22 protein-coding genes are annotated in these 18,545 nt (G+C 60.0%); 10 read left to right on the top strand and 12 right to left on the bottom strand.

The features are described 5' to 3' along the window. From atcJ to ACW5XD_RS20985, 5 genes are all read right to left on the bottom strand, one after another. Positions 1 to 285, bottom strand: a complete 285-nt coding sequence (gene atcJ / locus ACW5XD_RS21005) for a cold adaptation protein ActJcold adaptation protein ActJ (protein WP_096119877.1) — start codon at positions 283 to 285, stop codon at positions 1 to 3. Positions 286 to 537: 252 nt separating this feature from the next. Next, the gene (locus ACW5XD_RS21000) at positions 538 to 1,062 is read right to left on the bottom strand and encodes a protein disulfide oxidoreductase (protein WP_456496557.1); all 525 of its coding nucleotides are present in this window, start codon (positions 1,060 to 1,062) and stop codon (positions 538 to 540) included. Positions 1,063 to 1,064: 2 nt separating this feature from the next. After that, entirely contained in the window at positions 1,065 to 1,808 is a 744-nt protein-coding gene (locus ACW5XD_RS20995; protein WP_456496556.1) for a DsbA family protein, read from the bottom strand. Next, positions 1,805 to 3,847 carry a protein-disulfide reductase DsbD family protein gene (locus ACW5XD_RS20990; protein WP_456496555.1) on the bottom strand — a complete coding sequence of 681 codons (2,043 nt, stop codon included), beginning with the start codon at positions 3,845 to 3,847 and terminating at the stop codon, positions 1,805 to 1,807. Before ACW5XD_RS20990 ends, ACW5XD_RS20995 begins: the two co-directional genes overlap by 4 nt. 50 nt (positions 3,848 to 3,897) lie before the next feature. Continuing rightward, on the bottom strand, positions 3,898 to 4,272 hold the full coding sequence (locus ACW5XD_RS20985; RefSeq protein WP_456496589.1) for a hypothetical protein: 375 nt from the start codon (positions 4,270 to 4,272) through the stop codon (positions 3,898 to 3,900). Between the two features lie 178 nt (positions 4,273 to 4,450). On the opposite strand from ACW5XD_RS20985, the gene ACW5XD_RS20980 reads away from it, so the two are divergent. From ACW5XD_RS20980 to pspG, 4 genes are all read left to right on the top strand, one after another. Next, positions 4,451 to 5,179: a 1-acylglycerol-3-phosphate O-acyltransferase gene (locus ACW5XD_RS20980; protein ID WP_456496554.1), complete on the top strand. Its 729-nt coding sequence runs from the start codon at positions 4,451 to 4,453 to the stop codon at positions 5,177 to 5,179. 212 nt (positions 5,180 to 5,391) lie between these two features. Further along, positions 5,392 to 6,054 (top strand): phage shock protein PspA, encoded by a 663-nt coding sequence (gene pspA, locus ACW5XD_RS20975; RefSeq protein WP_456496553.1) that lies wholly within the window; start codon positions 5,392 to 5,394, stop codon positions 6,052 to 6,054. A 2-nt stretch (positions 6,055 to 6,056) separates the two neighbouring features. Continuing rightward, on the top strand, positions 6,057 to 6,263 hold the full coding sequence (locus ACW5XD_RS20970) for a PspC domain-containing protein (RefSeq protein ID WP_456496552.1): 207 nt from the start codon (positions 6,057 to 6,059) through the stop codon (positions 6,261 to 6,263). A gap of 46 nt (positions 6,264 to 6,309) precedes the next feature. Further along, positions 6,310 to 6,528: an envelope stress response protein PspG gene (gene pspG / locus ACW5XD_RS20965; protein ID WP_456496551.1), complete on the top strand. Its 219-nt coding sequence runs from the start codon at positions 6,310 to 6,312 to the stop codon at positions 6,526 to 6,528. Here pspG and ACW5XD_RS20960 read toward each other — a convergent pair. Next, entirely contained in the window at positions 6,525 to 6,926 is a 402-nt protein-coding gene (locus ACW5XD_RS20960) for a GIY-YIG nuclease family protein (protein ID WP_456496550.1), read from the bottom strand. The two genes, pspG and ACW5XD_RS20960, sit on opposite strands and share 4 nt — an antisense overlap. 44 nt (positions 6,927 to 6,970) lie before the next feature. Here ACW5XD_RS20960 and ACW5XD_RS20955 point away from each other — a divergent pair, with 44 nt between their 5' ends. Further along, complete coding sequence (locus ACW5XD_RS20955) at positions 6,971 to 7,705, top strand: substrate-binding periplasmic protein (RefSeq protein WP_456496549.1); 735 nt, start codon at positions 6,971 to 6,973, stop codon at positions 7,703 to 7,705. Here ACW5XD_RS20955 and rarD read toward each other — a convergent pair. Then, complete coding sequence (rarD, locus tag ACW5XD_RS20950; RefSeq protein WP_456496548.1) at positions 7,687 to 8,595, bottom strand: EamA family transporter RarD; 909 nt, start codon at positions 8,593 to 8,595, stop codon at positions 7,687 to 7,689. The genes ACW5XD_RS20955 and rarD overlap by 19 nt on opposite strands. A 102-nt stretch (positions 8,596 to 8,697) precedes the next feature. Between rarD and ACW5XD_RS20945 the strand changes: the two genes are divergently transcribed. Next, a complete protein-coding gene (locus tag ACW5XD_RS20945) occupies positions 8,698 to 9,279 on the top strand; it encodes a uracil-DNA glycosylase family protein (protein WP_456496547.1) in 582 nt (193 codons plus the stop codon). A gap of 1 nt (position 9,280) precedes the next feature. On the opposite strand, the gene ACW5XD_RS20940 is transcribed toward ACW5XD_RS20945, so the two are convergent. Further along, positions 9,281 to 10,138 (bottom strand): DMT family transporter, encoded by an 858-nt coding sequence (locus ACW5XD_RS20940; protein ID WP_456496546.1) that lies wholly within the window; start codon positions 10,136 to 10,138, stop codon positions 9,281 to 9,283. A 91-nt stretch (positions 10,139 to 10,229) separates the two neighbouring features. Here ACW5XD_RS20940 and ACW5XD_RS20935 point away from each other — a divergent pair, with 91 nt between their 5' ends. Further along, complete coding sequence (locus tag ACW5XD_RS20935; RefSeq protein ID WP_456496545.1) at positions 10,230 to 11,120, top strand: LysR substrate-binding domain-containing protein; 891 nt, start codon at positions 10,230 to 10,232, stop codon at positions 11,118 to 11,120. Between the two features lie 119 nt (positions 11,121 to 11,239). On the opposite strand, the gene znuB is transcribed toward ACW5XD_RS20935, so the two are convergent. Beyond that, on the bottom strand, positions 11,240 to 12,019 hold the full coding sequence (gene znuB, locus ACW5XD_RS20930) for a zinc ABC transporter permease subunit ZnuB (RefSeq protein WP_042868261.1): 780 nt from the start codon (positions 12,017 to 12,019) through the stop codon (positions 11,240 to 11,242). Between the two features lie 20 nt (positions 12,020 to 12,039). Further along, positions 12,040 to 12,804 carry a zinc ABC transporter ATP-binding protein ZnuC gene (gene znuC / locus ACW5XD_RS20925; protein ID WP_456496544.1) on the bottom strand — a complete coding sequence of 255 codons (765 nt, stop codon included), beginning with the start codon at positions 12,802 to 12,804 and terminating at the stop codon, positions 12,040 to 12,042. A 94-nt stretch (positions 12,805 to 12,898) separates the two neighbouring features. On the opposite strand from znuC, the gene znuA reads away from it, so the two are divergent. Then, positions 12,899 to 13,813, top strand: a complete 915-nt coding sequence (gene znuA, locus ACW5XD_RS20920; RefSeq protein WP_456496543.1) for a zinc ABC transporter substrate-binding protein ZnuA — start codon at positions 12,899 to 12,901, stop codon at positions 13,811 to 13,813. A 76-nt stretch (positions 13,814 to 13,889) separates the two neighbouring features. Then, on the top strand, positions 13,890 to 14,564 hold the full coding sequence (locus ACW5XD_RS20915; RefSeq protein ID WP_456496542.1) for a transglutaminase-like cysteine peptidase: 675 nt from the start codon (positions 13,890 to 13,892) through the stop codon (positions 14,562 to 14,564). On the opposite strand, the gene ACW5XD_RS20910 is transcribed toward ACW5XD_RS20915, so the two are convergent. Further along, positions 14,559 to 15,500 carry a TAXI family TRAP transporter solute-binding subunit gene (locus ACW5XD_RS20910; RefSeq protein ID WP_456496541.1) on the bottom strand — a complete coding sequence of 314 codons (942 nt, stop codon included), beginning with the start codon at positions 15,498 to 15,500 and terminating at the stop codon, positions 14,559 to 14,561. The two genes, ACW5XD_RS20915 and ACW5XD_RS20910, sit on opposite strands and share 6 nt — an antisense overlap. Beyond that, positions 15,497 to 16,795, bottom strand: a complete 1,299-nt coding sequence (locus ACW5XD_RS20905) for a LapD/MoxY N-terminal periplasmic domain-containing protein (protein WP_456496540.1) — start codon at positions 16,793 to 16,795, stop codon at positions 15,497 to 15,499. Before ACW5XD_RS20905 ends, ACW5XD_RS20910 begins: the two co-directional genes overlap by 4 nt. A 260-nt stretch (positions 16,796 to 17,055) precedes the next feature. On the opposite strand from ACW5XD_RS20905, the gene mepM reads away from it, so the two are divergent. After that, complete coding sequence (gene mepM, locus ACW5XD_RS20900) at positions 17,056 to 18,393, top strand: murein DD-endopeptidase MepM (RefSeq protein WP_456496539.1); 1,338 nt, start codon at positions 17,056 to 17,058, stop codon at positions 18,391 to 18,393. Positions 18,394 to 18,545: the final 152 nt, after the last annotated feature.

Genomic DNA, 18,545 nt, shown 5'->3' with positions numbered 1-18,545 from the left:
TCAGGGGTAAAATTGGTCCCACATCTCCTGCATGGCAGAAGCGGGATCGGTCACGATGACGTTGTTGAAATCCTTGATGAAAGCGGCCCGCTGTTTCGGGTCTGACAACACTTCATAGGCCTGCTTTACCTGATGCAGCTTGATGGCTGCCAGCTCTCGTTCTTCTTCGCTCGCCCCTAACAGCTTATCGGGATGGTACTGGTTCGACAGCCGTCGATAGGCTTTTTTGATGTCATTTTCGTTGGCGTTGGACTTGACGCCCAGCACCCGAAAGTAGTTGTTCATGGCAGATCCTGCATCACTGGCATCTTGGAATTCACAATGCGGGCGCCTGATGGTGGAGCTTGAGAAACCAGGCACGGCAAAAACCCGTCATTTTAACGGAAACAGACCAGCTCCGCCATGAATAGGAGGCGATATGGCAAGCAAGTTGCCAATGCGAGAAAGGCTCCTATTGCGCCACTTTGGCAAGAAGAGGGTGGGCATGTGTGATGGCGGTTGAAAAAACGCCCGGCAGGCCGGGCGTTGTCACTGAGGTTATTGGAAGCTGGCCCAGGCCAGGCGCAGCTTGAGCCCAAGACCCGAGCTCCAGCCTGTGGTGGTACTCACCACCTTGCCATCCTTGACGATGAGAAAACTGGGGGTAACGCTCACCTGCCAGCGGGCGGCGAGATCTCCTCGCTCATCGTTATGGGTCGGGAAGGTCAGCCCTTTCTTGCTCATCCCCTTGCTCAGCTGCTGCGCGTTGCCGGAGCGCAGTGCCACCGTCAGCACGTTTTCACCGTCCTGCCAGAGCTGCTCCACTGTCGGTGTGGTGAAGCGGCAGACAGCGCACCAGCTGGCCCAGTAGTAGACCAGCAGCGGCTTGTCCCGGCTCATGGCCTGCAAGTCGGCGGTGGTGCCGTCTTGCAGGGTGAGCGCTGGCAGCGGGCTGCCTTCTGGCAGTGCCGGGCTGCGCCAGAGGTCCAGCGCCGTCGAGATGATCACGCCAAACAGCAGCAGCCAGAGTGCTTCCTTGCCCCAACGCCGCAGACGAGGTGTGAGGGATGATTTGGCTTCCATGGTTACCCCTTCCTGGCCAGCTCGGCTTTGACGATTTGCTCAAGCTCCTCATAGGGGATGGCGCCCGACACCAGCTGATTGCCGATAAGGGTCGCCGGTGTGCCCTGCACGCCAAGCAAGGTGCCGATGCGAAGGCTGTTGCGCAGCTCCTCGGTGGCTTTGGCTTCGGGTTTGAGCGCCGTGTTGCCGGTGGCTGCCAGCGCCTTGTTGATGTCCGCCTCGGTCAGCATGCCCTGTTTGCTCATCAGCTTGTCGTGCAGGGCGAGGAAGCGGGCCGGATCCTGCTGCCACAGGGTCAGGCTGTACTGAGCTGCCTTGGCGGAGGTCTGCCCCTTGAACGGCAACAGCTTGATCACCAGCCCGACATCATTTGGATAGGCTTTCAGCAGCTTGGCCAGATGAGGATCGAACTGCTTGCAGTAGGGGCAGTTGTAGTCGGTGAATGACACCAGGGTCAGCTTGGGGTTTTTGGCACCCAGGCGCGGGCTGGTAGGGCTGTTGAACAGCACATCCTGGTTGCCCTTGATGAAGTCGCCGAGCTGTGCCTGCTGGGCCGCCGCATTCTGCTTCTCCCAGGATTCGGCTGCCTCGTCGAGGATCTTGGGGTTGGCCACCAGGGTTTCGCGGATCAGCTCCTTGATGCGTGCTTCCTGCTCCGGGGTAAAGGGGGCCGCGTGCAGGGCCGGGGCCAGCAGGGCGGCAGAGAGGGAGGCCAGCAGGGTCAGGGTGCGCAGGGTCGGTTTCATTTGGTGTCTCCTTGAGAAGTGGCAATGCCTGCTTGCGCCAGGGTGGCAAGCAGGGTCGAGCGGTCCAGCAGGGGGGAGAGGATCTCGCCATCCTGCAGGCCGGGCCCGTAGATCTGGTTGAAGGGAATGGCCACGCTGCCGCGCTGGCGCAAGAAGTCAGCGATGCTGGTAGAGGGACGGCTCCAGTCCCCGCGCAGGGCCACCACATCGGGGGCGCTCAGCGCTTTTTGCACATCATCTCGCAGCAGCACGTTGAATTTGTTGGCTTTACAGGTAATGCACCAGTCGGCGGTGACATCGACAAAGACCCGTTTGTTCTGTGCCAGCGCGTCTTGGATGGCTTGCTCCGAGAGCGGCTGCCAGTTGACGCTATCTTGTTGAGGTTTGCCTTCCAGCGTGAAGGCGCCGCCCAGCAACAGGGCCCCGCCCAGCAAGCAGCCCAGCGCCAGCGCCAGAGTCACGCCCCGAATGCCATGACGCCACACGACGGCCAACAGCAAGGCGGCCAGCATCAGCGCCATCAGGATCAGCATCCAGAATTGACCAATATGGTTGGTGAGCAGGCTGAGCAGCCAGAGGCTGGATCCCAGCATCATCAGACCGAGCAGTATGCGCAGGCGTCCCATCCAGCGGCCCGGTTTCGGCAGCCAGAGCGCAAGGCGGGGGAAGGCGGCGATCAGCAGCCAGGGCAGGCTCATGCCGATGCCCAGTGCGGTGAAGATGAGCCAGAGCTGACCCAGCGGTGCCCCGAGTGCAAAGGCGACCGCTGTGCCGAGGAAGGGCGCCGAGCAGGGGGTTGCCAGCAGGGTGGCAAAGCAGCCTTGCAGGAAGTGACCGCCCAGGCCGTTGCCACCTGTGGTGGCGAGACGGGTAGTGAGGTTGCTCGGCAGCCTGATCTCGAACAGCCCCAGCAGGTTGGCACAGAACAGCGCCGTCACCACCACCATGAAGCCGATAAACCAGACACTCTGGAACTGAATGCCCCAGCCAACCGCGCCCTGAGTGGCACGCAGCAACGTGCTCATGAGTGCCAGTGCCCAGAAGGAGACCAAAATGCCGGTACTGGCTGCCAGAAATTGCAGGCGAACCGGGCGGCGCTCACGGGTTTCCATTTGCAGTACCGACCCCAGCTTGAGCGCCAGCACCGGCAGCACGCAGGGCATCAGGTTGAGGATAAGGCCGCCAAGGAGGGCGGCGCCCAGCAGCCAGATCAGCGAGTGGCCCTGACTCGGCAGGGCCAGCGGGTCACCAATGCTGACCTCGCTCTGCCAGGCCTGTTCACCGTTGGCCAGCACGAACCCGAGTTGCTGGGTTCGGATGTCGGGCGCGTCTCCCTGCCAGCCATCACTGACGGGAATGCGGGCGATCAGGGTATTGTCTTGCACCTCCAGGCTGGGTTTGCCAAATTCAGCGCCCTCCAGCCGCTGGAGGAAAATCTGTGGATCCTGCCAGCCCTGCGGGTTGTCGGCGGTCAGCTGCAGCTGGTTTTGCCGGTAGCCGGCCTTGAGGGTGATTGTACCCGGCATGGCTTGTGGCAGCTTGCTCATCGCCTGGGCGTAGGCAAAGTCGAACCCTTCCGGCGCAGTGCCATCCAGCACCAGGGTAAAGGGATAGTCGGTCAGTATGCAGACGTTGCTGCAGGTTGAAAGACGCAGCGTACCGGTCAGCGCTTCGCGGCGGCTGTGGGTCAGGCTGATGGGGAGGCTGACGGCTTTTTGATAGCCCTGGGTCGAGATGCCGCTGACGTCAAACCGCTCCGGTACGGGCCAGTGCCACTGCTGCGCAGCTTGAGGGTCATCCCAGAATATTTCAGGGGCAATGCCGCCTTCGCCCGGGTTCTGCCAATAGGTCTTCCAGCCGGACTCGAGCTCCAGGCTCAGCAGCACGCGAGTTTGGGCGGGATCACGGGCGTCGGCTTGCAGCCGCACTTTTGCGTGATCGTTCTGGGGACTGGCAAGCCAGCCGGTATCGCTGGCCAACCCGATGGATTGCCACAGCAGGCCGCCCATCAACAGGGCAGTCTTGATGATTTTTGACATTTTTCTATCTCTTGAAAATGAAAGTTAGGGTGGTGTGGACCGCGGCTAACTCATTCTCGCCAGACACATAAAGTGAGGTGCAGTCGCCGTTTGGGCGAAGAGATGTTTCTGGACGGGGGGGGCACGGGCGAGCGACGCGACAGCGGCGCCAGCAGGGCAATCACGAAGGCAATGGCAAAGAAGATCTGTTCAACGCAGAGCAGGGTAGTAGCACTCAACCATTTGCCATTGAGCTGGCAGCTGCTTGGCTGAGGCGTCGTTGGCTGCACATCGTCGGCATCGACACTGGACGAGGGGAGAGGCAGAACCTGGCAACTGAGAGCCTGATCGAGCTGAGCCAGTCGTGCCAGCGGCTGGGCCGCACAGTTGAGCACCAGAATGCAGACCAGCAGCAGGAGTCTTGTCGCTACGCGTTGTCGCAAAATCGTGCTCACCCTATCTTGTGGAATGGTGCATATCCTATCGATCAATAATGACAGGAGCAAGTCAGCCGGATTCGATACGACCATGTGTGCAGATGGGGAGGACGGTTCTGTTTGGCGAACGCTTGTTCGCTAAAAGGGGGACCAGTATACTGCGCCGAGTCAAAATCCGAGGTGTTCGATGCTCAAACTTGCCCGTGTGCTGCTGCTTACTCTGCTGCTCGTTTTCTGGTTCGTGTTTGGTCTGTTGCTCTGTCTGGTACGTCCGCGTCATCCCAACAACGTCTTTGTCTTCGCTCGCATGTACCATGCGATCTGTCCGTTGCTCGGCCTCAAGGTCAAGGTCATCATACCGGACGAGATAAAGTCGGTCGGCCCGGCAGTTTACGTCTGCAACCATCAGAGCAATTTCGACATCTTCACCGTAACAGGCGCCGTCATGCCCGGTGTGGTGGCGGTCGGCAAGAAGAGCCTGCTGTGGCTGCCCTTCTTCGGCCTTCTCTTCTGGCTTTCCGGCAACGTGCTGATCGACCGCTCCAATCGCTCCCGCGCCATCGGCACCATAGGCCAGGTGGTGGATCGCATCAAGAATCACGGCACCTCTATCTGGATGTTCCCGGAAGGCACCCGCTCCAAGGGACGTGGCTTGCTGCCATTCAAGGCTGGTGCCTTTCACACTGCCGTGCAGGCCGAGGTGCCGGTAGTGCCCATTGTCTGCTCCAGTTATTTCGGTCAGATCGACCTGAACCGCTGGGATAACGGTGAAGTGCTGCTGGAAGTGTTGCCGCCCGTATGCAGCAAGGAGCACGGTGCCGCCGGTATTCGCGAGCTGTCTGACAACTGTCGCGCCCGGATGGAAGCCAAGCTGGTCGAACTGGACAGCAAGCTTGGCCACAACCGCGCCGCCTGACAGGGCCGACGCTTGTGTTGACGAGGGAGCCAGTGGCTCCCTTTTTTGTTGGTTAAAATCACCAATAATATGGTGATTTTAACCAGCAAGTTCTGGTTGTATCTTGCCGCATAATCCCCATCTATATGTAAAACAACAATAAACTATCTTGGCACGGCTCTTGTAACGCTATGGGAAGAGATAGCCATCCCTATGAGCAAAGGAGCCAGACCATGAGCGTATTTAGCCGCCTGACCGATGTGATCAATGCCAACCTGCACAGCCTGCTCGACAAGAGCGAAGAGCCGGAGAAGATGCTGCGGCTGATGATCGAAGAGATGGAGCAGGTACAAGTCGAGATGAGAACCCAGGCCGCCCGGGTTATTGCCGAGCAGAAGCAGCTGGAACGCCACCAGCAGGCGCTGCAACACCAGATTCTGGAGTGGTCGGCAAAGGCCGAGCTTGCCATCCAGAAGGGGCGTGAGGACCTGGCTCGTGCCGCTCTCACCGAGAAGCTGGCCGAGACCAAAAAATGTGACCAGCTGGAGCAGGACAAGGCCCGGGTAGCCGAAGTGCTGGCTCAGCTCACCGCCGACAGCGAGCGACTGGCTGCCAAGCTGACCGAGGCCCGCGAGAAGCAAAATATGCTGACTCTGCGCGAGCAGACCGCCCACAGCCGCATCCGTGCCCGCGCCCAGGTCGACAACCAGCGCATGCATGAGCTGATGGCCCGTTTCGATGGTTTTCAGGGCCGGGTCGATCAGCTGGAAGCCCAGCTGGAGGCGGCTACCCTGGGACAGAACCCCTCGCTGGAGGCCCAGTTCCGCGAGCTGGAGCTGAACGATGAGATTGAGCGTGAACTGGCCCGGCTGAAGGGTCAGAAGGTGGAGGCATAAGCATGACGCCCTGGCCGAAGGATCTTGCCCATCGCAAGTTGACCGGGGTCTGCGCCGGCATTGCCAGCAGGCTGGGGCTCTCCAGAGTGACGGTACGGATAGTGGCGCTGCTCGCCCTGATCCTGATGCCGCCACTTGCCCTGGTTGCCTATCTGCTGGCGGTGCTGATCATGCCGCCCCGTCGTGAATTGAAGCGCTGGCTGGATTGACTCCTGGGTCAATCAGCCGGCAAGAGAAGCCTGTGAGGAGCAAAATATGCTGGAATTCATCATCTTGATGCTGGTGTTGGTGGCCATGGCGCTGGCGGGGTTTACTGTGCTGGCCATGTTGCTGGTGAGTGGCCTCTTCGTGCTGTTTGGTGCCCTGGCCGGCATGTTTGCTCTGATCATCAAGCTGGCGCCCTGGTTGCTGGTGCTGCTGGTGGTGTGCTGGCTTATCAGCAACCGGCGCAAGCAATCCAACACCTACCGTTAAGCCTCCCTGCTATCGGATCCTTCCTTGGCCACTGCTCGCAGCGGCCTTTTTTGTGTCCGGATGGCAGTCAGCCATGACTGGCTGCAGGCAAGCCAGCGCCCCGGCTGCTCAATCAACTGCTCCTTGAGGCTCTTGCTCTGTTGTTTGAGGCGGTATTCGAGTCGCAGCGCCGTTCCTTTTTCACCGACCTCCTGCTGCCACGCCAGGGTCAACGGTCCCTTGCCACGCAGGGCTCGGGCACCCTTGCCACTCTGGTGCTGGTGGAGTCGTCTGACAGGATCCGTGCTGATCCCGGTGTAGAGCAGGCCGCTGGCGGTGCGCACCATGTAGATGAACCACTGGCTGTTTCTGTTTTGCGGCCGGGCTGCCGGTTCGGTGCCCGTGGCAGATTTTCTCATTCGATCTCTCTGTGCCACACTCAAAAGCAGCGCAAGGAGATGCGATGCGAGTGTGGTGGTGGTTGTGGTTTTTGCTGTCAATACCGGCTCATAGCGAGACGCTGCGTCTCTATGATTATCACCAGCACCCCCCCTTCATGACTGGTGCGCAGACGGGCATGAGCCGGGATCTGGTCAAGTATCTCAATGAAAAGCTTGGTGGAGAACCCAGGCTGGAGCTCTGGCTGGTGAATCGGGCCAGACTGGCGCTGGAGATGTCGGATCCTGGCTTCGACGGTCTGGTGGCCTGGGTCAATCCCGCCTGGGTGGGCGATTCCCAGCGCGAGTTGTACCTGTGGACCTTTCCCATCATGCGCGATACCAACGAGCTTATCTCCAGCGCCACCAACCCCGTGACCTATCGCGGCCCGGATTCACTCAAGGGACTGACCTTCGGTGGTATAGAAGGCTATCGCTATCAGGGGATCGACGAGGCGGCGGCCAGAGGCGATTTGGTGAGGCTGGATGCCAAGAAGGTCAAAACCAACTTCAGCCTGCTGGTGCGCGGTCGCATCGATGTGACTCTGGTGCCGGGCTCTGCCTTGCCCTTCTTCAACCATGATCCTGCCTTCGAGGGCAAGCTATTCGTCTCGCCCTTTGCCCAGTCCAGCTATACCCGCCATATCCTGTTGCCCAAATCCCGCAGCGACCTGCATGCCAGATTGAATGATATTGCCGAGCAGATGGATCGGGATCCCAAATGGCATGCGATTCTGGAGTCCTATCGCGGCAGATCCTGAGCATCGGCATCGCGGAACAGGTTGCGCCTGAGCCGGTGCAGTGGCAACAGGCTCACCAGCAGACCCGCCCAGACGAAGGCGAATCCCACCGATTTCACCGGATCCGTCGTCTCGCCAAACCAGAAAATGGCGAGCAGGAAGGCGAGGCTCGGCTCGATATATTGCAGCAGCCCCACTGTGCTCATGCGGGTGCGCGCCACGGCGTAGCAGAACAACCCCACCGGCAGCAGGGTGGCGGGGGCGCTGCCCATCAGCAGTAGCCGATCTGTCCAGTTACCGACCATAAACTGGCTGGTGCCGTGGAGGGCCAGAGCGCCGATGATCAGCAGGGCGATGGGCAGCTGGACCAGGGCCTCGAGATAGAGGCTGACGCCGGCATCGTAGTGCACCTTCTTCTTGAGCAGGCCATAGAGGGCGAAGTTGGCACCCATGACGAGGGAGAACCATGGCAGTTGACCGTAGGAGAACAGCATGTAGGCGAGCCCCGCCAGTGCCAGGGCGACCGCCAGGTGTTTTTGCGGGGTGAGCCGCTCTTTGAGGAAGAGGACAGCTAACACGATATTGAACAGCGGTGTCATGAAGAAGGCGAGGCTGGTGGCCAGGACCTGGCCCGTGGTCAGGCACCAGGTGAACATGCACCAGCTGATGGACATGACGGGGCCGGCCAGCAGGATGAGGCCAAGCTGGCGGGGTTCACTGCGCAGCCGCGCCCAGGGAACCAGATAGCCGAGCAGGGCGAAAAGGCCACCCAACAATACCGCCGACCAGAGGACTCGGTGGGAAAGCAGCTCCCACATGTTGACCTCTGGCATGAACTGGTAATAGAGCGGCAGCATGCCCCACAGCACGAATGAGAGGGCCGCACTGCCGGTGCCCATCCAGTTCTTCATCTTTATCCGTTTATTAAATTAAACATTTGTGGCCGCATGATAAGTATCCGCAGGTTCTTTCACAAGCAGAGTAGAGGGAAAAACTCTGGTACTATCGGGCCCATGAACCGACTCGATACGCTGTTTGAACAGATCCGGGCCTGCCGGTTATGCGAGGCTCATTTGCCGCTGGGGCCACGCCCTGTGATCCGTGGCGCCGAGAGCGCCCGCTTGCTGATCATCGGCCAGGCGCCAGGTACCCGCGTTCATGCCAGCGGCATCCCTTGGGATGACCCGTCCGGCGATCGCTTGCGCCAGTGGCTCGGTGTGGATAAACCCACCTTCTATGACGAGTCCCGCATCGCCATCATGCCGATGGGGCTCTGCTACCCCGGCAAGGGCAAGTCGGGAGATCTGCCTCCTCGCCCTGAATGTGCCCCCACCTGGCACGACAAGGTGTTGATGCTGCTGCCCAATATCGAGCTGACCCTGCTCATCGGCCAGTATTCCCAACAGTACTATCTGGGCAAGGCCGGCAAAGGCTCGCTCACCGAGACGGTGCGCAGCTGGGCCGACTATGGTCCTGCCTGGCTGCCGTTGCCGCACCCATCCCCGCGCAACACCTTCTGGCTCAAGAAGAACCCCTGGTTCGAGCAGGACATGCTTCCCCACCTGCAGCAAAGGGTCGCCCCCTTGCTGCTTTGATTCAAACCGCCGGTTCTGCCAGCGGTTTTGGCTTGCTGCGCGCCATGGCAAGCAGCGGGATTATGATGCACAGGCACCCCAGCAGCAGCGGCAGGCCCGGCTGCTCGTCAAACAGCCAGACCCCGATGGCGACCGCCATCAAGAGCCCCGTGTATTCCGCCGAGGCAATCTTGCTCGCTTCGGCCTTGCGATAGGCCACCACGCACAACCCGGCATACACCATGATCAGCGCCGATGAGCCGAAGGCGGGCCACCACATCTGCCACTGCCAGTTTCCCCCTTCCCACCAGGCCAGCGCCAGTATGAAGGGCATGCTCAGCACATTGGTGAAGAACAGGGTCTGGGCGATGGGTTGCTTGAGCGGGATCCGCTTGATCAGCAAGTTGTTGAGCGCCATGGAGAGCGCCACCCCGAGCGCCGCCAGCGCGGCCCAGTTCACCTCCGTCGGTCGCAGCACGATCAGTACCCCGATAAAACCGATGAGCGCGGTCAGCACTTTCTGGCGGGAGATGGCTTCTCCCGCCATCCACACCGCCAGCGGTACCATCATCAGCGGGGCCGCATAAAAAAGGGCGTTGGCGGTGGCCAGCGGCAAGCGGGTGAGGGCAATGACCATCAGACAGACGCCGACCGCCCAGATGTGGGCCCGCAGCAGATGCCACTTGAGCGCCACCGGCGGATTGCGACGCCACGACCAGAGCAGCCAGGGCGTCAGCAAGAGGGCGGCGGAGAGCTGGCGAAAAAAGACAAACTGGAAGATGGGCTGGCTCGGCTCCAGCACCTTGACCAGTGCATCGGAAAAGACCGCCACCATGTTGCCCAGCACCAGATAAAGGATGCCGATCCCGACTGCGTTCATACCACCTCCCACTTCAGATGAGGGGAGGGTAGCGCGGTGGCCGTTATCCAGTAAAATGATAAAAAATGACCACTCATGAGATATTTAGATAATGAAGCTGCCTCCCCTGCGTGCCGTGCAATATTTTGAAGTGGTCGCCCGCCTGCTCAGCTTTTCCCGCGCCGCCCTTGAATTGAACGTCAGCCAGAGTGCGGTCAGCCACCAGATCCGCCTGCTGGAGGATTTTCTGGGTGAGCGCTTGCTGCTGCGCCAGGGGCGGCTGCTGTCACTGACCACCCAGGGGGAGAGCTACTTTGAGGGGATTGCGGCCGGGCTCGGCCAGATTGCCCAGAGCAGCGAGCAGCTGCGCGGGGGCGGCGAGATGCGGCTGCGGCTCGCGGTCTACAGCTCGTTCGCGGTGAAGTGGCTGATCCCGCGTCTGGCGGGGCTGCGTCAGCTCTATCCCGAGCTGGATTTGAGTCTGGAAATGGTGGCGGAAGATCCCGAGCTCTCCGATCGGGTGGCGGACTGTTTCATCACTGTCTCACCCCACGGCCGCGGTTATTGCCACGATCTTATCTATCAGGAGCGGCTGTTCCCGGTCTGCAGCCGACGCCTGTTGCAACAGCTGGAGGGGGAGTGGCCCGAGGCCATCTGGCAACTGCCGCTGCTGTCGGTGCAGTCCATCTACAAGGCGCGGGGGGAGGATTGGCAGCGCTGGGCCAAGGCGGGCGGGTTGGTTATCCCGGATGAGGCGCGGATGCACCACTTCAGTCATGTGCTGCTGGCGATGGAGGCGGCGGCCTGGGATCAGGGGGTGGCGTTCGTGAACGACTACATGCTGCGGCCGGATGATCCCCAACTGGTGGCCTTGCCGGTACACCAGCTGGAGACGGGGGATGCCTTCTACTTTACCTGCAAGCGATCCCGGGCCCATGAGCCCGCCATCAGCCGGTTGCGGCAGTGGCTGATGATGGAGACGCGCCAGAGCATGCCGCTATAACTGCTTGGGCTATCAGGCTTTCTTGAACTGGCTCAGAATAAACAGGCTGGTGGTACAGACGACCACCGAAGGGCCGAGATGTGGAGTGGCCTGATAGCTGGGATCAGGCCACCCGAGACTCAAGCTTTCTTGAACTGGCTCAGGATAAACAGGCTGGTGGCACAGACCACGACCGATGGGCCAGCCGGCGTGTCTTGATACCACGAGAGTGTCAGCCCGCCGAGTACGGCGAGACAGCCGATCAGCGCAGCAAAACCGGCCATCTGCTCCGGCGTCTGGCTGAAGCGGCGGGCAGTGGCGGCGGGAATGATCAGCAAGGAGGTGATGATCAGCGCCCCGACAAACTTCATCGCCACGGCGATCACCAGCCCGATCAGCAGCATCAGCACGCAGCGCAGCACATCAACCCGGATCCCCTCCACCCGCGCCAGCTCTTCCGAGATGGTCATGGAGAGCAGGGGATCCCACAGCCGCCACAGGGTGAGCAGCACCAGAGCGCCGCCGCCGTAGATCCAGAGCAGATCCACCGGCTGTACCGAGAGCAAGTCACCGAACAGGTAGGCCATCAGATCCACCCGCACATTATCCATAAAACTCAAGGTGACCAGGCCAAGCGACAGGGCGCTGTGGGCCAAGATGCCGAGCAGGGTATCGGTCGCCACCTGCTGGTTGCGGCTCATGATCACCAACAGCATGGCCATGGCGAGGCAGCAGACCACCACCGCCAGGGTGAGATCCACCTGCAGCAGTATGCCGAGCGCGATGCCGAACAGGCAGGCGTGGGAGAGGGTGTCGCCAAAATAGGCCATCTTGCGCCACACCACGAAGCTGCCGAGGGGCCCGGCCAGCAGGGCGATGCCGAGGCCGGCCGCGAGGGCATATAACAGAAAGCTGTCCACTTGAATGTCCTTAGCTGCGCTTATTGATTGCGAGACGGCAGGCGGATGACGGGGGCCTGCTCATCGTGATGATGGTGTTCGCCGTCGCAGTGATGATGGTGGGTATAGACCGCCAGCACCTCCTGTTCAGGACGCCCGAACAGGCGGGCAAATTCGGGATGGCGTGCCACGCTTTCCGGCTCGCCGTGACAGCAGACGTGACGATTGAGGCAGATCACCTCGTGGGTGCTGGCCATCACCAGGTGCAGATCGTGGGAGACCATCAGCACGGCGCAGTTGAACTCGGCCGCCAGTTTGCCGATGAGGGCATAGAGCTCGATCTGGCCGTTGATGTCCACCCCCTGTACCGGCTCGTCCAGTACCAGCAGCTCGGGCTTGACCAGCAGGGCGCGGGCCAGCAGCACTCGCTGCATCTCGCCACCAGAGAGCTTCTGCATCCGGTTGTCCAGCAGTCCCTGGGCGCCGACCCGGTTGAGCGCCTCCTCGATGGATAGACGGCCATTCTTGCCAAGCTGCAGGAAGCGGCGCACCGTCAGCGGCAGGGTGGGATCCAGATAGAGGCGTTGCGGCACATAGCCGACCAGCAGGTCGCGGCTGCGAGTGATTTGGCCCGAATCCGGCGTGAGCAGGCCCAGTACCAGCTTGCTCAGGGTACTCTTGCCTGCCCCGTTGGGACCGACCAGGGTAGTGATTTTGCCTTTGTTCAGGGTAAAGGAGACCTTGTCGAGCACGGATCGTCCATCAAATGAAAGACAGACCTCTTTCAGCTCCACCAGTTGGGTCATGACAGCTCCGGGGTTTACAGCCTGTGAGAGTTATAATATAACAACAGCGTTGGTTTGTTATATTATCACACACTCACTTCCTGACGAGATCTCTATGCGAATTCTTACTCTGATCACTGCGCTGCTGGCGGTGAGTCTGCCTGTCCGCGCCCTTGAGGTGCTGACTACCATCAAGCCCCTCGGCCTTATTGCAGCTGCGATTACCGATGGCGTGAGTGAGCCCGGCGTGCTGCTGCCGACCGGCGCCTCTCCCCACGACTTCTCCTTGCGCCCCTCCGATATTCGCAGTATCCAGGATGCCGATCTGGTGGTGTGGGTCGGCCCCGAGCTGGAGGGCTTCATGGCCAAGCCGCTGGCCAAGCATCCCCATGTGCTGACGCTTACCCGGGTTGAGGGGATGCCGCTGTTCGACTATGCCAAGCAGGAAGGGCACGAAGAGCATGCCGATGAGGATCATGAGGGCCATGACCACGATGGGCACGAGGGTCATCATCACGAGGGTGTGGATCCCCACATCTGGTTGGGGCCGACCCAGGCACTGGTCATCGCCAATGCCCTGAGCGAGACGCTGAGTGCCCAGGATCCCGCCAATGCCGAACGTTATCGCGCCAACCTGTTGACCTTCAAGGCCAAGGTGGATGCCAAGGACAAGCTCATCGCCGAACAGATGAAGGCGGTGAACCAGAAGGGCTACTTTGTATTCCACGAGGCTTATGGCTACTGGGAACGCCACTACGGGATGAGCTCCAAGGGGCATTTTACCGTGAGCCCGGAACGCCGTCCCGGCGCCAAGACGTTGGTGGAGATCCGCAAGACGCTGCAGGAGAAACAGGCGAGCTGCATCTATGCCGAGCCGCAATTTTCCCCGGCCGTGATTGAGTCGGTGGCCCGCAATACCGGCGCCAAGGTATTGCTGCTGGACGAGGTGGGTGAGCAAGTGCCGCTCGGGCCGGATGGCTATCCCCAGTTCATGCAACAGCTGGCCGACGCCTTCGCCCAGTGCCGCTGAGCCACCCCTGGCTCATTCGATGGGGTTGCCGCAGCCAACTATACTGACCTCCAATATCTGACATGGAGTGTCTAGTATGAAATGGCTGTTCATCCCTACCTGCACGCTGGCACTGCTCTGTGCCAGCGTGCAGGCATCCCGCCTCTCCGAGTACATCGCCAGCCCCGAGTTGAGAGCAAAATTGCAGGAAGTGTATGGCGGTAGGGCGATTCAACGGGCCGAGGCGTTTTCACGCCTGCTCACGCCAAGAGCCGGTACCACGGATCAGCAGAAGATTGAGCTGGTCAACAACTACTTCAACAATCTGACCTATAGCGATGACCCCAGATTGTGGGGAGAAGCGGATTACTGGGCCAATCCGCTGGAGTTTATCGGCGCTCGCGGCGGGGATTGCGAGGATTACAGCATCTCCAAGTACTACACCCTGATGGAACTGGGGGTAGACGAGAAGAAGCTGCGTCTGGCTTATGTCAAGGCGGTGCGTTACAACCAGTTTCATATGGTAACGCTCTATTTCGCGACCCCCAAGTCAGATCCGCTGGTGCTCGACAACATCAACAGCCGGATCCTGCCCGGCAGCCAGCGAACCGATCTCATTCCCGTCTACAGCTTCGATGCCAAGAGCATCTGGATCATGAAGTCCCGCCGTGAAGGCACATTGGCAGGCAGTGCCGACAGGCTGGCGCAGTGGACCTCGATGAAGACCCGCTTCTCCAGCGAGCAACTACGCTCACCCCGTCATCAGCTATAGCTTGCCTGCCGCTTTCAGCTCCTCGAAATATTTTGCCGCGCCCGGATGCTGTTCAATGCTCAGCACCGGGCCTGTTTTGTTGCGTGCCTTGTGAAACAGGTTGGCGTAACCGTAGGTTTGTTCGTTGAAGCTGGTTTGCTGAGTCAACATGGCCTTGGTCAGGCGATAGACGTCTGCCTCCGGCGTGGCGGCATTGGTCACCAGGGTGGCTGCGATGGCGAAGGTGGGAGTCGCCTTCAGGTTGCCGGGATAGATGCGGGCGGGCACCTGGCTGCGCTGGTAATAGTTGACCCCTTTGAGCAGCTGATCCCGAATATCTCCCTCGATCGGCAGAAAGCGGATGGCACAGCGTTTGGTGGTATCCAGCACGATCCGGTTCGGATGTCCCATCACCAGACCGTAGGCGTCTATCTGCTTGCTGCAGAGCGCCTCCGCCAGATTGCCTGCGCTCTTCAGATCGAGATCCTGCTCTTTTGCTCCCAACAGGTTGAACAGGGCAAGGGCCGTCTGGCGAGTGCCCGAGCTCTTCAGCCCCATGTCGATGGGCGCCGACTTGAGCTGCGCCAGCGTGGTGATGTCGCCATCTGCCCGCACCACTATGGTGAAAGGCTCGGCGTGGGTGGCGAACATGGCCCTCAGTTCGGGTTGTGGCTGGTTGGCATAAAGTCCCAGGCCGTGGCTGGCCTGATAAAGCCAGTCTGATTGCACCAGGGCATAGGGAATCTGTCCTGCCTGCAGCTGGCGCAGATTTTCGATGGAACCTGAGGTGGCCTGCAGCTTGCACTGCAGTTCGGGGTCACTCTTGTTGGCCAGCCGGCAGAACTCTTTGGCGACCTGATGATAGATCCCCTGCTCACCACCGGTGGCGATGATCATGGGGCTGGCCAGCAGTGGCAGCGGCCACAGCAGGGCGAGCAACAACCCGAGTCTGTTCATGAGATCTCCTTGCTGGCGTAACCGTCTATGCCCCAGCTGCGCAGGGTGTCGATATCCTGGATCTCGCTGGCTTCTGCCAGCAGGGTGTAGCCCGCACTGTGCAGGCATTGGGCCACCAGATTCCAGTAAAGAGGAGCCTGGGTTGGCTGGCAGCTGATGAAGACGGGATTGATGGGGTCGAGCTGATTGAAGGTGTCGTTGGTCATGGGAACGGCGCTGAACGCCATCTCGACGCCCTGCTCCTGCAAGGTGGCGAGCCGTTCTGCCCCGAGGGGCGGGAAGCTTGCCAGATCCCAGCGCCAGTCGAGGGTCTTGCCTCTGCCCTTGGCCAGCAACGAGGCGAATTGCGCCCAGTCAGCATGATTGAGCAGGCTGAGGGGCAGTTGCAGTCCCTCCACCGGATGGTGCAGCCAGAGGTCGAGCAGGTGCTGGATCTCGTCCGGCGAGCTCTCCTGCGAGGGAGATAGGGTGGGGATGAGGCGGCTGTAGAGGCGGATGCTGCCCTGGGTGGAGAAGAAATGCTGTTGTTGCAGGCCGTCTCCCCCCTCGGTCAAGCCCAGCAGGGGTTGAGGGGCTGTCGCCGCCTGCTGCTTGCCGAGCTGGGTGATCTTGAGCCGCTGTTGCAGCAGATCCCGCTTGCGCTCCGAGACCAGCTGGTTGACCGAGATGACCAGCTCCTTGAGATCCTGCAGCCAGGGAGAATCCAGATTGCCGCTGAACTGGCGTTTGCGGATCCTGACCAGTTGCTGGTTGATGAGTTCGAGGGGGCGCAGCAGGCGGCCACACACCCAGGAGATCACCAGGGTGAACACCAGCAGGCCGGCGAGCAGGGCCAGGCCGGTGCGGCTGATGGCATTCCACAGGTGCTGATAGGCGTAGCCTTTGTGTCCCTCGAGCGTGAGGGTGCCCAGCATGCGCCAGCCATCGGTCAACTCCTGCTCAATTTTGACCGGCGGCATGTCGATAACAGAAGGGAGCCAGCTCGGCACATTCTGCTGCGCCGTGTGAAAGACCTTTTGGAACAGCAGTTGGCCGTCAGGGTCCAGCAGGGTGACCGAACTGACGAAGCCGCCGTCGAACATGGCGTTGACTATGGTTTCGGCCAGCACCTTGTCATCGTTGAGCAGGGTGCCTTGCAGCACCAGACCGAGTGCCGTGATGGCCGTCTCCAGGTTGGCCGACATCTGGTCGAGGATAGACTGGCGTACTGTGGTGACTTCCAGCATGAACAGCAGGGCGGCACCGATAACGAACAGGATCAGGATGATTCGGTTTAACAGTTTTGCTAACGACATATCCACTCCATGGAAAAGTTATCGCAACATCATGAAACCTTGGGCCAAACACAATCGGACCCGGTTCTTAAAAATAGGAAAAAAATGGTTAAAAAAGACGATCATTTCTGCCCATAGCGGAATGTTATGCATAAAATGTGAGGTTCATGCAGATTGCTATGAACTAATTGTGAGTATTTAGGTCAAACAATCAGTTTTATACGGTTCTATAGCAAACAGACTGACCACTAACACCCTTGGATCTAATGACAGGATAGCGGATGAAACGTCTCCGTCCCTTGGTAGCACAGGCTGCCAATTGGGAACCCCCGGTTCCCCGCAAGCATTTTTACGCCATGTTATTGCTCACGGCCATGACGCTGTCAGCGGTAGCCATATTGCCGGCACCAGGTGACATCCTGGAGCGGCCATTGCGTCTGGAGTTGCCTATTGCCACCAACGGCACGGCAACCAACGAAGACAATACGGATTTTAACGACATCCCGGATCATGAGTTGGTGGAAGCCGCGACCCCGGAAGATGACATCCCGACCGATACCACTCCCCAGTGGCAGGACTACAGGGTGCGCAACGGTGAAAACCTGACCACCATCTTCAACAACCTGGGGCTCTCGACCACCACTCTCTACAAGGTGCTGGATGCGGATGGCAAAAATAATCTGGCCCGCCTCAAACCCGGTCAGACCATAGAGCTGCTGATCGATCAGGACAACATACTGCAACAGATGAAGATTCGTCTGAACATCAAGCAGACCCTGATCCTGGAGCGCACCGATGACACCTACAGCGCCAGCATGCTCAATGAAGAGGTGCAGTGGCAGCAGAAGAGTTATGACGGTGTCATCAACGGCAGTTTCTATGTCAGTGCCCGCAATGCGGGGATCCCGGCCAGCCACATCCAGAAGATTGCCAACCTGTTCCAGTGGCGGCTCAATTTCGCCAAGGATCTGAAAAAGGGCGACAAGTTCAAGGTGCTGGTCCGTCAGGAGACGGTCGAGGGCAAGAGCACGGGCAACACTCAGCTGCTGGGGGTCGAAGTGTTCAATCAGGGGCAAGGCGTCTCGGCCTGGTTGTCGGAGGATGGTAACTATTATGACGGCCAGGGCAACAGCCTGGAGCGCGGCTTCCGCCGCTATCCGACCCACAGCCGTTATCGGGTCAGCTCCAGCTTCAACCCGAATCGCCGCCACCCGATCACCGGCCAGGTTCGTCCTCACGAGGGTACCGACTTTGCCCTGCCGGTGGGGACGCCCGTGATGGCGACCGGTGACGGTGTCGTGCTCAAGGCCACCAGCCACCCGCTGGCCGGTACCTATGTGGTGATCAAGCACGGCCGTACCCTGATGACTCGTTATCTGCACCTGAGCAAACTGCTGGTGAAAACCGGCCAGAAGGTGAAGATGGGTGACAAGATTGCGCTCTCCGGCAACACGGGTCGTTCCACCGGTGCCCACTTGCACTACGAGGTGCGGATCAACAACCGTCCGGTGGATGCCATGAAGGTCAAGTTGCCGATGGCAGAGCCGCTCTCCGGCAAGGAGAAGCGCCAGTTCCTCGCCAAGGTAAAAAGTTATCGCAAGGAGATGGAGGCAAGCTGAAACATGTCTTCACATTGATGAATAGAAAAAGGCCCCACCAAACTGGCGGGGCCTTTTTCATGGCTCTGTCCCAATTACGTGTTGAAAGGCTAATCTTGAAGTAGGCCATCTCCTTGAGGTCTACCATCATGGATACCCCTGCCTTTCAACGC

The organism is Aeromonas enterica, assembly GCF_054052465.1.
The sequence above is the reverse complement of the archived record's forward strand: the minus strand, read 5'-3'. Positions and strand labels throughout refer to the sequence as shown.